Annotated in this window: 12 protein-coding genes; 5 read left to right on the top strand and 7 right to left on the bottom strand. The window is 69.0% G+C overall.

Annotation, left to right across the window (positions count from 1 at the left end; genetic code table 11):
• Positions 1-5 precede the first annotated feature (5 nt).
• The 4 genes from OHA10_RS00875 to OHA10_RS00860 form a co-directional block, all read right to left on the bottom strand.
• Positions 6-1,229, bottom strand: coding sequence for an ArgE/DapE family deacylase (locus OHA10_RS00875; RefSeq protein WP_371404227.1), 1,224 nt, complete (start codon positions 1,227-1,229; stop codon positions 6-8).
• A gap of 7 nt (positions 1,230-1,236) precedes the next feature.
• The gene (locus tag OHA10_RS00870; protein WP_371404226.1) at positions 1,237-2,094 is read right to left on the bottom strand and encodes a phosphotransferase family protein; all 858 of its coding nucleotides are present in this window, start codon (positions 2,092-2,094) and stop codon (positions 1,237-1,239) included.
• Entirely contained in the window at positions 2,094-3,377 is a 1,284-nt protein-coding gene (gene aspS, locus OHA10_RS00865; protein WP_371404225.1) for an aspartate--tRNA(Asn) ligase, read from the bottom strand. Before aspS ends, OHA10_RS00870 begins: the two co-directional genes overlap by 1 nt.
• A 248-nt stretch (positions 3,378-3,625) precedes the next feature.
• Positions 3,626-5,902 (bottom strand): sigma-70 family RNA polymerase sigma factor, encoded by a 2,277-nt coding sequence (locus tag OHA10_RS00860; RefSeq protein ID WP_371404224.1) that lies wholly within the window; start codon positions 5,900-5,902, stop codon positions 3,626-3,628.
• Between the two features lie 268 nt (positions 5,903-6,170).
• Here OHA10_RS00860 and OHA10_RS00855 point away from each other — a divergent pair, with 268 nt between their 5' ends.
• The gene (locus OHA10_RS00855) at positions 6,171-6,995 is read left to right on the top strand and encodes a hypothetical protein (protein ID WP_371404223.1); all 825 of its coding nucleotides are present in this window, start codon (positions 6,171-6,173) and stop codon (positions 6,993-6,995) included.
• Between the two features lie 129 nt (positions 6,996-7,124).
• Here OHA10_RS00855 and OHA10_RS00850 read toward each other — a convergent pair whose 3' ends face one another.
• The 3 genes from OHA10_RS00850 to OHA10_RS00840 form a co-directional block, all read right to left on the bottom strand.
• Positions 7,125-8,879 carry an MFS transporter gene (locus OHA10_RS00850; protein ID WP_371404222.1) on the bottom strand — a complete coding sequence of 585 codons (1,755 nt, stop codon included), beginning with the start codon at positions 8,877-8,879 and terminating at the stop codon, positions 7,125-7,127.
• Positions 8,880-8,991: 112 nt separating this feature from the next.
• Positions 8,992-9,471 (bottom strand): universal stress protein, encoded by a 480-nt coding sequence (locus OHA10_RS00845; protein ID WP_371404221.1) that lies wholly within the window; start codon positions 9,469-9,471, stop codon positions 8,992-8,994.
• A 4-nt stretch (positions 9,472-9,475) separates the two neighbouring features.
• Entirely contained in the window at positions 9,476-9,928 is a 453-nt protein-coding gene (locus tag OHA10_RS00840) for a MarR family winged helix-turn-helix transcriptional regulator (protein ID WP_371404220.1), read from the bottom strand.
• Positions 9,929-10,006: 78 nt separating this feature from the next.
• Here OHA10_RS00840 and OHA10_RS00835 point away from each other — a divergent pair, with 78 nt between their 5' ends.
• The 4 genes from OHA10_RS00835 (at position 10,007) to rsrA (ending at position 12,571) form a co-directional block, all read left to right on the top strand.
• Positions 10,007-10,807: an SOS response-associated peptidase gene (locus OHA10_RS00835; protein ID WP_371404219.1), complete on the top strand. Its 801-nt coding sequence runs from the start codon at positions 10,007-10,009 to the stop codon at positions 10,805-10,807.
• A gap of 36 nt (positions 10,808-10,843) precedes the next feature.
• Positions 10,844-11,485, top strand: a complete 642-nt coding sequence (locus OHA10_RS00830) for an alpha/beta family hydrolase (RefSeq protein WP_371404218.1) — start codon at positions 10,844-10,846, stop codon at positions 11,483-11,485.
• Positions 11,486-11,612: 127 nt separating this feature from the next.
• A complete protein-coding gene (locus OHA10_RS00825; protein ID WP_371404217.1) occupies positions 11,613-12,296 on the top strand; it encodes a sigma-70 family RNA polymerase sigma factor in 684 nt (227 codons plus the stop codon).
• Positions 12,293-12,571, top strand: a complete 279-nt coding sequence (gene rsrA, locus OHA10_RS00820; RefSeq protein ID WP_130439634.1) for a mycothiol system anti-sigma-R factor — start codon at positions 12,293-12,295, stop codon at positions 12,569-12,571. Before OHA10_RS00825 ends, rsrA begins: the two co-directional genes overlap by 4 nt.
• Positions 12,572-12,580: the final 9 nt, after the last annotated feature.

The raw sequence follows: 12,580 nt of genomic DNA, 5'->3' as shown, positions 1-12,580 counted from the left end.
GTGGATCAACCGCACCGACGGACGGCGAGGAGGGCGTAGGTGCGGGCGGCGTGCAGTACGTCGGCCAGCGCCACGTGCTCGTCGGCGGCGTGCGCGTAGCGGACGTCGCCGGGTCCGTACTGCAGCGTCGGGATGCCCGCTGCGGCGTACAGCCGGAGGTCCGAGCCATAAGGAGCGCCTCGGACCTCTGGAGCCGGCCTACCGGTGTCGATCACAGCCTGCACGGTATCGGTGAGCAATGGGTCACCATCAGGCAGGACCCCCGACGCGAACGCGCCGCCCGGCCAGCTCACCTTGACCGGGTGATCGCGCAGCCAGTCGTCCTCGATGCCGGCGATCGCGTCCTCGAACGCTTTGCGGGCCGCATCGAGCGGCTCACCGAGGCGTACGCCGTACCTGCCTTCGGCGATCAGGTGGTCGGGCACGGTGCTCGCCCAGTCGCCGGCGGAGATGGTGCCGACGGAGAGTGGGTTCGCGAGGTCGAGGTGAGCGAGTAGCGGATGCGGATCCTGGTTGCGCCTGGCCTCGAGCTCTTGGAGGGCGTGCTGGATCACGGTGAACTTCTCGATCGCGCTGACCCCGCGACTACGGGTCGAACCATGCGTCGCGAGCCCCGGCACTTCCAGCCTGAAGGTCAGTGAGCCGGCGTTTGCGGGGATCGCGGCTCCGGCGGTCGGTTCCGCGATCAGGCAGGCCTCACCGCGATGACCGCGCCGCAGGGTCGCGAACGCGCCGAGCCCGCCGTCCTCCTCGCCGACGACGGTGTGCACGGCCAGCGGCTTGCGCAAACGGATGCCCGAGGCAACAATCGCCGACACCGCGCCGAGGATCGCCGCGACGCCGCCCTTCATGTCACACGTCCCGCGGCCCCACATCACGCCGTCCTCTATCCGGGCGTCGAACGCGTCACCCGGCACCACATCCACGTGCCCGTTGAAGATCAGCCCGGGCGTAGCGTCCCCACCGAGTGCGCCGGCACAGCCCCAGGCCTCGCCCCGCTCGACCTCCGTCCCCGGGAACTCCGGGTCGGCCGTCAACGCCTCCAGATCCAGCCGCCAATGGTCGACCGACGCCCCGAGCGCACTCAGCCGCTCGGCACACCACGCCTGGACGACACTCTCGTCAGCGGTCCCGTCGACGCTCGGGATCTGCACCAGCTCGCGCAGGTCCGCGATGATCCGCTCGTCGTCGATCGCCGCCAGCACGGCCCGCTCGGCCTCACTCGTCATGCGCACATCATGCATCGAGTAGGTCGAGGACCCTCCTGGCGCCGTACTCGATCAGTTCCGGCGACCCCGTCCGGTCATGCACGAACTCGGCGATGCTCACGTACGCCGCTCCCGCGCACATCGCCACCGCCGCCCTTCCGCCGGCCCGGAGCGCTGCCTCGACGAACAGCTCATCCACACCCGGCGCCGCACCGTCCCGCGCCGCCGACGTCGCCAGCGAGATCAGATCGTACGCCCGGGAGCCGGCGCCGGCCGCCTCGATGTCGACGATCCCGGTGACCTGCCCGTCCTCGACGAGCAGGTTGCCGAGATTCAGATCGCCGTGGACGAAGTCGTCGTCGGGCAGGACCTCGCCCCGGTACGGCCGGCACAGCAACTCGTAGCGCCGAAGCAGTTCGTCGGTCTCACCGCCGTACTTGCTGACCCGTTCCCAGACGCCGTCCCAGCCCTCCAGGACCACGCCGCGCGACCACGCCGACCAGCTGATCCCAGGCTCCGGCACGAGACCACGCTGCAGCTCACACACGCCGATCAGCTCGCGGGCGAGCGATTCGTCGACGACCGAGTAGTCGCGCACCGGCGTACCCGACACGAACTCCTGCAACTGGTACGGCGACCCCGCGGCCGTCGTACCCACCGTCAGCCAAGCAGGTGTCGGATAACCGACCGCGCGGGCCCGGCGGACGAGCTCGGCCGCCCGCCGGACCCGTGCTGCCCAGGCCGGATCGTCGGTCCACTTGAGGACGACGCCGCCGGACAGCTCGAACGCACCTGACTGGAACCCACCGGTCAGCTGCCGCACGAGCTGATAATCGGTGCCTAGGGCAACGTTCAGCTCGGCGACAACCGACTCGGTGGTCTCCATCAGGGAGTCAGCCGGTGCAGGTCGCGGGGGAACAGCGTGACCTCACGGACGTTCTCGGCACCCGTCAGCCGCGCGACGAACCGCTCGAGCCCGATCGCGAACCCGCCGTGCGGCGGCATCCCGTGCTTGAACGCCTGCAGATACGAGCTGTACGCCGGGGCGTCCGCCGACTCGCCACGTGCTGCCAGAGCCGCGACGTAGTCGGAGTACCGGTGCAGACGCTGGCCACCCGTGACCAGCTCCACCCCGCGGAACAGCAGGTCGAACGAGTTCGACCACCGCGGGTCCGACGGCTGCGGATGCGTGTAGAACGGCCGCTTCACCATCGGGTAGCCCTCGACCGCGACGAACTCGCTGCCGTGCTCCCGCCGCGCCCACTCGCCGATCGCGCGCTCGTCGGCCGGCGCCAGGTCCGGCTCGTCCGGGTCCGCACCGGCGATCTTCAGCGCTTCACTGAAGTGCACCACCGGTACGTCGACCGGGATCTCCGGCAACTCCACGCCCAGTCGCTCCAACGCGCCGCCGGCCCGCTGACCGACTGCCTCGAGCATCCCGGCAACCGCTGAGCGCAGCATCATCAGCACGTCGCGGTGGTCGGTGATGAAGCCGAATTCCGCGTCCAGCGACACGTACTCCGCCAGGTGCCGGACCGTGTCGTGCGGCTCGGCCCGGAACACCGGACCGACCTCGAAGACCCGCTCGAACACCCCGACCATCTGCTGCTTGTAGAACTGCGGCGACTGCGCCAGGTACGCCGGTCCGCCGAAGTAGTCCAACGCGAAGACGTTGGCCCCAGACTCTGTCGCCGTAGCGACGATCTTCGGCGTCTGGATCTCCGTGAAGTCCTGACTGCTCAGAGCCTCGCGGAACCCGTGCATGGCGGCCGCGGCGATCTCCCACCCGGCCCGGACGACCGGGTGCCGGAGCGCGACCGGCGCGTTGTCCAGTACGACGGGAAGCCCCGCGCCGACCGTCGGCCGCCACAGCTCGATCGGCGGCGTCGCGGCCGGTTCGGTCAACGGCTCGATCACCGGGTCGACGATCTCCGCGCCGCCGGGAGCCTGCGGGTTGGCGGCGACCGTACCGGTCACCTGAACCACAGTCTCCTCACCCAGCTCGTCCAACTGCGCCTGAGAGCCCTTGACGACGATCTGGGCCAGGCCGGACCGGTCGCGCAGGATCAGGAAACTGACGGCTGCGAGCCGTCGTCTTCGATGCACCCAGCCGGCCACCGTGACGGTCTGGCCTACTGCTGAGGGGATCTCATGACTGAGAATGCGCATTGCTGTTTCACCTCCAGGTCTGTCTCGAACCCCGGAGGTGTGGGCGAAGGGGAATCTCGCGGTGCCACCACACCTTCACCGGACCCGACGGGCCCGGCCTCTTGCACAACAGTCGCTCGGGAGTGTCTTCGCCACCGCTCCACGTATCGCCTTCACAGCTGCCGGCGACTCTCTCGAACGTGGTGTACGGCGCTACTCGGTTCCGTCAGCGCGAACAGTTCCAGGATAGGGGACCCGGCAACCGACTTTTACCGCCGGGACGACGTGGGCGGGATCTGGACGCTGTCGGTGTCCTCGCGACCGCCGACCCGGGCGTGGACGGTGAGCGCGTTGTTCGACCCGGTGCCGGGCAGCCACGCGTTCCACTCCGAGTTGAGCGGCTTCTTGTAGTTGTTCGTCCAGCAGGTCGCGCGCCGGATGTCACTGGTCCGGTCACAGGTCCAGCCGTTGGCCCACGACGGCAGGAACACCAGGTTGCGGCCCCACGAGATGTCCAGGGTCACCTTCCGCCCGGTGGCGCCGTTGACCTGCAGGAACCGGTTGTAGACGAACGGGTTCGGATCGGTCTGCGGCGTCGGCGTCAGGATCTGCAGCAGCGACTCGTCCTGCTGGACGGCCGGCAGCACCTCGGAGTCGGTGTCGCTGACCAGGTCGGCCGTCGCGGCCACCGTGAACGTCCGCGCCGCGTTCGACGAGTCGTCGGGTACGTCGAAGTTCGCCGGCAGCGATGCGGGACGGTCGGGGTTCAGCGCCGTACACGTCTTGGTCGACGACGAGCACTTCCAGCCGGCCGGGTTCGCGGCGATCGGCCACTCGAGCTCCGAGCCGTAGCTGAGCTTCAGCGTCACCTTGGTCCGGTCGGTGCGCGGGGCAACGGTGATGATCCGGTGGTGGACGTCCGGGTCGGCCTTGCCGTCGAGGATCTTCAGCAGGTTCTCGTCGGTGCTCGGTTGGGCCTGCACGGTGGCCGAGTCGTCGTCGTACAGCCGGCCGGTCTTGGCCGAGACGGTGAAGGTGCGGTCCGCGGCCGCTCCGCCGGTCGGTGCGTCGAAGGTCGCGGGCAGCGGTGCCGGTGCGGCCGGGTTGCTCGCCGTACACGTGCCGGCCGTCGGGTTGCAGCTCCAGCCCGGCGGGTTGCCGTTGAGGGGCCAGTCCAGCTCCGTGCCGTACTTGAGCCCGACCACCACCGGGTTCGCGTTCGCGGCCGGGGTCTTGATCGTGATCACGAACCGGATCCCGCTGGCCGCGCCGGCGGTCTCGCGGTTGGCCGGGCTGCCGCCGCCGCTGGGCATGCTGATCGTCACCAGTGCCTCGTCGAGCACCGGAGTGGTCGGGGGCGGCGTCGTCGGCGTCGGAGTGGGCGTCGTCGGGACCGGTGTGGTCGCTGTCGGCGTCGCGCTCGGTTGCGTCGGCGCTGTGGTCGGCGCGGTCGTGGGGGCCGTGGTCGGCGCCGTCGTCGGGTTGGACGCGGGCGGTTTGGTCGACGGCGGGCTCACCGACGGTGGCACGACCGGCGGGACGGTCGGCTTCTGTCCCGGCGGCTGGGTCGGTTGCTGCGTCGGCGGCTTGTCGATCGCCGCCTGGGGCGTGTCGTTACCGGTCAGCGCCATGGCCGCGAGTACGGCGGCGATCGCGACGACCACGACCGCGCCGGCGCCGACCGCAGTACGCGTGCTGTTCTCGGTGACCTTCTTCCAGCCGGTGACGACGAAGCCGACCAGGCCGACCTTCGCGCCGGACGCGGCGGCCAGGTAGCCGAGGCCGGCCGTGCCGAGCAGGGCCGGGGCGAGCAGCGCCGGCAGCGCGCTGTTGACCTCGACGAGCTCGAGGTACACCGCGGTGCACTTCGCGCAGTCGTCCAGGTGCTCGCGGACGTTCCGGTTCTCGCGCTTGGTCAGGCCGCCGCGGACGTAGGCGCCGAGGCGCTCGGTCGTCCAACGGCACCGGTCGCCGGCGACGTCGGCGAGGTGCTGCTGCAGGTACGCCTGGCGCAGACCCTCACGGGCCCGGTAGGCCAGCGCGGACACGCCGTTCGCGGTCAGGCCGAGCAGGGGAGCGATCGCGGCCGGCTTCTCACCTTCGACCTCGGTGTGCCAGAGGACGGCCTGCCAACGCTCGGGCAGGCTGGCGAACGCCTTCGCCGCCGCGCCGCTCTCGAAGCCGGTGACGGTCGGGTCGTCGAACGTCTCCGGCTCCCGCTCGTACGACGCGATGTCGTCGGTGGACTGCACCTTCTTGCCGGAGCGGATCCGGTCGACGTGCACCCGCCGTACCGTCGTCAGCAAGTAGGCGCGGAAGGAGATGTCCGGACCGCCGCCGGCCCGGAGCGCGTCCAGGACCTTGGCGAACGCGTCACTGGCCAGATCGTCGGCGTCGTTGGCCGGGACGAGCTGGCGCGCCATCCGCTCGGCGGCGTGGTGGTGCCGCGCGTAGAGCTCGCCGTACGCCTCGAGGTCGCCGTTGCGGACGCGCGCGATCAGTTCGGCGTCGCCGGCGACGTCCGGCTGCCCTGGCGGCGTGTCCATCGATCTCCCCGTGGGTTCTGACTGTCAGTGCAGCAACGTGACGGTCCGTCACTTAGTTGCCGGAGACAAGGCTCCCACGTGAGACGGATTCGCGCACCATTCCTGACGCGGAATGGTGCTCCTTCTCTGACGAGATCGCCAGCACAGAAGTTACGCGAAAAAAGTTCTGGGAATCCGCGTCATGAACCGCGTCACGGTCTGTCTCTTCGGCGTACGACGCTTCCGGCCGACCGGTCGGGAGACTGACGGGGCTGTTTCGAGGAGGGCCATGTCGCTGTTCGCGGACATCCGCAGACGGTTCGACCTGCGTCCGGCCAAGTCCCTGAACCTGGCGGGGTCGCCCGCCCGGACCCGGCCGGAAGCGTCGTCCATCACAAGCTCGGGGGAGCAACCGTGCGGTGGGAGGGATCCGCACGGCACAGCTGGCACCGACCACAGCGCCTATCTCGCGATCGCCGAGGCGCTACAGGACGGGGCCGATGTCGTGCCTGCATCGGACGAGGTCGGTCGCCGATTGGCGACCGACGGAGTCTCGCTGGTGGAGGCACTTGATGGGCTGAGTGCGTTGTACCGCTCGATCGCCGGGGGCGAGCCGGCTTTCGAAGCGGTACGCGCACTCAGTTCCAGCTGGGCCGAGGCATCACTCGTCTACCTGCACTCGCTGTCCTGCGAGGACCCGCTGACCGGGCTGTCCAGCCTGGCGCATCTGCGGTCCCGGCTGGGAGAGCTCTATCGAGAGGCGGAGTTCCGTGGAACTTCCGTACCGCAAACCCATGCACTGGTGGTTGTCGAACCGCTCAATCCCGCGGGTACGTCGCCGTTCGACCGTGAACTCCGCCTCGTCGACGTCGCGGAATGCCTGCGGATCGTCTTCTGCGGCGGTGACGTACTGGGTCGCGTCGGCTCACGCCGCGCGGCGGCGCTCGTCGGCCGCGAGCCGAACCTGCCGGAGCAGGTCGCGACGGTACGAGCCCTGATCACGCAGTGGCGGCTGGACACCGACGTACCCCAGCTCGCCCGGATCTGGATCGAAGGTCTGCCCGGCACCGACGAGATGGCCGGGAGGTTGCTCGACGAGCTCGCCAGACCTTGAGACCTGCGTCCGGGCGCCAACAGGGGGGCGGCCGGGCGCATCAGTCCGACGGTGGATCGCCTAACACGGGGTGGGCGATCCACCGTCGCTCATCCATGTCCGGCGGTGTGTCCCGCCGAGTGGTGGGGGTCAGGCCGAGCGTTGCCTCTCCGGTACCGCGTTGGCGGGTGTTGGGAGGGTGTCTGGTTCGGCGTGGATGTAGCGGGGGCCGCGGAAGACGGACGCGGCCGCGCCCACCAGTGACATCCCGATGGCGACCGCGAACACGATGACCAGACCGTGGTGGAACGGGCCCGAGATCAGTTGCGGGAAGAACTGCTTGCTGGTCAGCGTGCCCAGGTCGGCGCCCTTGATGGCTGATTGGGGGACGGCGTTCAGTGCCGTGCCGATCGGGTTGTAGCCGAGGAAGGCGGCGAACAAACTGCCGACGGGAGGTTGGTTGCCGATGCCCGCGGCAACGGCTTGGGGTACGCCGTGGGCCCGGAGGCCGTCGGTCAGCGCTTGGGGGAGGGTCTGTGCGAGCCCGGCGATCATCATCGTGAAGAAGACGCCGATCGACAGCGACGTACCCGAGTTCAGGAACGTGCCGCTCATCCCCGCCGCGGCGCCGCGGCGGTTGGCCGGGACGCTGCTCATGATGGCGCTGGTGTTCGGCGCGGAGAACAGGCCCGAGCCGATGCCATTCAGGACCAGCAGGCCGGCGAAGGCCCAGTAGCTGAAGTCGGTCGGCAGCACCATGAAGCCGACGAAGCTCAACGTGACCAGGATCAGTCCGCCGGTCGCGAGGCTGCGGGCGCCGAGGCGGTCGGAGAAGTAGCCGGACAGCGGCCCCGCGACCAGGAACGCCACGGTCAGCGGCAACAGATAGATGCCGGCCCACAGCGGCGTACTCGAGAAGCTGTAGCCGTGCAGCGGCAGCCAGATGCCCTGCAGCCAGATGATCAGCATGAACTGCAGTCCGCCCCGGCTGACCGACGACAGCAGGCCGGCCAGGTTCCCCGCGGAGAACGCCTGGATCCGGAACAGCGACATGTCGAACATCGGGTCCGCGATCCGCGACTCGACCACCCCGAACACGACCAGCAGTACGACGCCGCCGATCAGCCCGGACAGCACCCACGGATTGGTCCAGCCCATCGTGTGCCCGCCGTACGGCTGGATCCCGTACGTGATCGCGACCAGCAGCGCGGTCAGCCCGACCGCGAACAGGGCGTTGCCCCACCAGTCGATCCGCGCCGCGGACCGGGTGCTGGTCTCGCGCAGGCTCCGGTACGACCAGACCGTGCCGAGCAGGCCGAACGGGACGGAGACGAAGAAGACGAGCCGCCAGTCGACCGGCGCGAGTACGCCGCCGACGATCAGCCCGATGAACGAGCCGCCGATCGCGGCCACCTGGTTGATGCCGAGCGCGAAACCGCGGCGATCCGCCGGGAACGCGTCGGTCAGGATCGCCGCCGAGTTCGCGAACAGCATCGCGGCGCCGACTCCTTGGACGACTCGCCACAGGATCAGCCAGAGCGCGCCGCCGCTCTGCGTCAGTGGATCGAACACCAGCGCCACCGAGCCCACCGTGAACACGGCGAACCCCAGGTTGTAGATCTTCACCCGGCCGTAGATGTCGCCGAGCCGGCCCAGCGTCACGACGAGGACGGCGGTGACGACCAGGAATCCCATCAGCATCCAGAGCAGATAGCTGACGTTGCCCGGCCGGAGCGGGTCGAGCTTGATACCGCGAAAGATGTCCGGCAGCGAGATGATCACGATCGACGAGTTCACTGTCGCCATCAGTACGCCGAGCGTCGTGTTGGACAGCGCCACCCATTTGTAGTGCGGATGGTCGCTTTCGACCGCGAAGCGGCGTACGGACTTGTCGCCTGAAACCACGGGTCACTTCCCCACAGAGATGAATGCTTAGCAATGCTAAGTATATCTCGTACCCGGAGGCGGCCCTCCGGTGGGCCGGTCAGTGGACGATCGGTGGACGATCAGCGGACGATCAGGGAACGACCACGACGACCGGGGCGTCCTTGCGGCAGGTCAGGCGGTGGCCGAGTGAGCCGGTCAGGCGGTGCCAGCGCTTCGCCGACCGGCCGACCACGATGAGATGGGCGTCGACGGTGCGGGCGATCTCGGTCAGGGTGCCGATGGCGTCGCCGTACTCGCTCACGAAGCTGAGCGGTACGCCGGCCTCGCCGGCTCGGCGTACTGCGTCTGCTCTGATCTCGTCGGCGAGCTCCTGGCGGCTGCTCGCGGCTGCACCGTAGGCGTACGGCGCGGCGAGGATGGCGGTCGGCTCGGCGTACGGCATGACGTAGACCGCGACGAGGTGGCCGTGGGTGCGGACGGCTTCACCGGCGGCCCAGGCGAACGCGTCCCAACTCGTGGCGGACCCGTCGATCCCGACCACGATGGCCGGTGTCCCGGGGGCCTTCTCCTGGCGGAGCTGGATGCGCCGCTCTTCGGCGTCGTGGTTCATCTGGTCACCTCTTCGGCAACGGGGTACGGCTGTCCTGGCTTTCGCCGGCGAGCTCCATCAGGCGGTGGAGTGCGGGCAGGGCGGCGGCAAGCGCCTCGGTGTCCTGGTCGTCGAGCTTGCTGATCAGCTCGGTCAGCGCCGAAGCACCCGCGGAGCGGATCGCGCGGAGCTGCCGGCTCCCGGCCTCGGTGACGGCGACCAGGACCACGCGGGCATCGCCGGGGTAGCGGCGACGCTCGGCGAGGCCGAGGTTCGTCAGCTGGGTCACGAGCGCCGTCATCGACGGCTGCGTGACCTCCTCGCTGACGGCCAGGTCGGTCAGGCGGCGCGGGCCGGTGCGCTCCAGCGTCGACAACACCGAGATGGCGGTCAGGCTCAGGGTGCGGTCCCGCCGCCTGATCGCCACGGCGGCGAGCCCGAAGAGGGCCTCGCCCACGGCGTCGTTGCCTGTGGTCATGCGACAAGTATAGGCACATCTATATAGATCTGGTGATGAAACGCTGGTTTTGTCCGAGGGGGTTACTAGGCTGTCGGTATGTGCGGTAGATACGCGTCCGGCCGGGCCCCGTCCGATCTCGTCGAGGAGTTCGAGATCGAGGCGGGCAACGTGCGTGAGTCGGTCGAGGAGCTCGGGGAGAACTACAACGTCGCGCCGACCAACCAGGTGGTCGCGGTCGTCGAGCGGAAGAACCGCGAGGTCCCGGACCAGACGATCCGCAAGCTGACCACGGTCAAGTGGGGCCTGGTGCCGTCCTGGGCCAAGGACACCTCGATCGGGAACCGGCTGATCAACGCCCGGATGGAGACCGTTGCGGAGAAGCCGGCCTTCAAGAAGGCGTTCCAGACCCGCCGCTGCATCCTGCCCGCCGACGGGTACTACGAGTGGTACACGGCCGAGGAGAAGGTCAACGGCAAGCCGGTCAAGCAGCCGTACTTCATCCACCCGCCGGACGGCAGCATCCTCTCGATGGCCGGGCTGTACGAGATCTGGCGCGACAAGTCGGTCGAGGACCCGGACTCCGACGACGCCTGGCTGTGGACCTGCACCGTCCTGACGACTTCGGCGACCGACGACCTCGGCCGCATCCACGACCGGATGCCGCTCCTGGTCGAGCGCGAGCGGTACGACGCGTGGCTCGACCCGCTGTCGTCCGACCCCGACGATCTGCTCGACCTGCTGGTCCCGGCCGCACCCGGCCGGCTCGAGGCGTACGCCGTCTCGAAGGCGGTCAGCTCGGTCAAGAACAACGGCCCACACCTGCTCGATCCACTACCCCCGGACGGCGTCGACCCGATCGACAAGCCGGCCGCTCCTGAGGAGACCACGCTGTTCTGAGTTTCCTGTCCACCGAATCCGGTCGCTGATGACAGGATGGGGCGGGTGACCGACGAACGCATTGTGGGGACTCCGCACGGGGAGGCCCGGATCGTTGCGTACCGGGCCCGCCGGCCGGTGGCGACGTTGGCCCTCGGTCATGGCGCCGGGGCCGGGATCGAGTCGGGTGACCTGGCCGCACTGGCCGGCCGGCTGCCGAAGCAGGACATGAACGTGTTCCTGATCGAGCAGCCCTGGCGTCGCGCCGGTCGCAAGCTGGCGCCGGCCCCGAAGGTGCTCGACGAGGCCTGGATCGCGATCATCGGGCAGCTGCGGGTGCGCACGCCGCTGGTGATCGGCGGCCGGAGCGCGGGCGCCCGAGTGGCCTGTCGTACCGCGAGCAGCCTGGGGGCTTCCGGCGTACTCGCGATGTCCTTCCCGTTGCACGCGCCGGGGAAGCCGGAGAAGTCACGGGTCGACGAGCTGGAGCAGGCCGGGTTGCCGACGCTCGTCGTCCAGGGGGAGCGGGACCCGTTCGGTACGCCGGAGGAGTTCCCGCCGCTGACCGAGATGGCGGTCGTGCCGGACGCGGACCATTCGTTCAAGGTGCCGAAGCGGGCCGAGCTCGATCAGCAGGAGACGTACGACCTGCTGGTCGAGGCCGTGTTCGAGTGGGTCACCCGCGAAGTGTCCGGATAACGGTCGGCCGCGGCGCGCTCCGCAGTACGGGAATGGCCCCGCGACCGGGCGTGTTGTGACGAACATGATGGCGACGAGAGTGGCTCCGGAGCGGAGTACCGGGAAGACACCGGTATTCTCGATCACGATGCCGACTCCCACCACGACCGAGACACCCGAGCAGCGCACCGCGCGGTTCGAACGCGAAGCGCTGCCTTTCCTGGACCAGATGTACGCCGCGGCGATGCGGATGACCCGTAATCCGTCGGACGCCGAGGACCTGGTGCAGGACACCTTCGCGAAGGCGTACAGCTCGTTCCACCAGTTCACGCCGGGCACCAACCTCAAGGCGTGGCTGTACCGGATCCTGACCAATACCTTCATCAACGGTTACCGGAAGCGGCAGCGTCAGCCGACGCAGTCGCCGACCGAGGAGATCGAGGACTGGCAGCTCACCGCTGCCGAGTCGCACACTCCCGGTGGGCTGAAGTCGGCCGAGGCGGTCGCGCTCGAGCACCTGCCCGATTCCGACATCAAGTCGGCCCTGCAGTCGATCCCGGAGGACTTCCGGCTGGCTGTCTACCTGGCCGATGTCGAGGGCTTTGCCTACAAGGAAATCGCCGAGATCATGGGCACACCGGTCGGCACCGTCATGTCGCGGCTGCACCGCGGCCGGCGCCAGCTGCGTGACCTGCTGGGCGATTACGCACGGGATCGCGGTCTGATCCCGGCGGACGACGAGAGTACGGACGCTTCCGCCCCGGACGACAGCATCGACGCGACCGCGTCGGTGTCCAGCACCGGCGGAGATGCGGAGAAGGAGGAGTCGTGAGCTGCGGCGAGCACCACGACGTCGACTGCGGAGAGATCCTGCAGCGGGTCTACGTCTTCATCGACAACGAACTCGAGGACGCCAGTTCCGACGAGATCCGGCAGCACCTCGAAGAGTGCGCCCCCTGCCTGGACGAATACGACCTGGAACGCTGCGTCAAGAAACTGGTCCACCGCTCCTGCGGCTCCGACCACGCCCCCGACGCCCTCCGCCAGAAAATCCTCCTCCGCCTGACCCAAATCCAGGTGGAAACCACCATCACCACCACGGATTGAATCTCCGAG

This window comes from Kribbella sp. NBC_00662 (genome assembly GCF_041430295.1).
GTDB lineage: Bacteria > Actinomycetota > Actinomycetes > Propionibacteriales > Kribbellaceae > Kribbella.
Note: the sequence above shows the minus strand (reverse complement) of the source record. Positions and strands in the feature narration are given on the sequence as shown.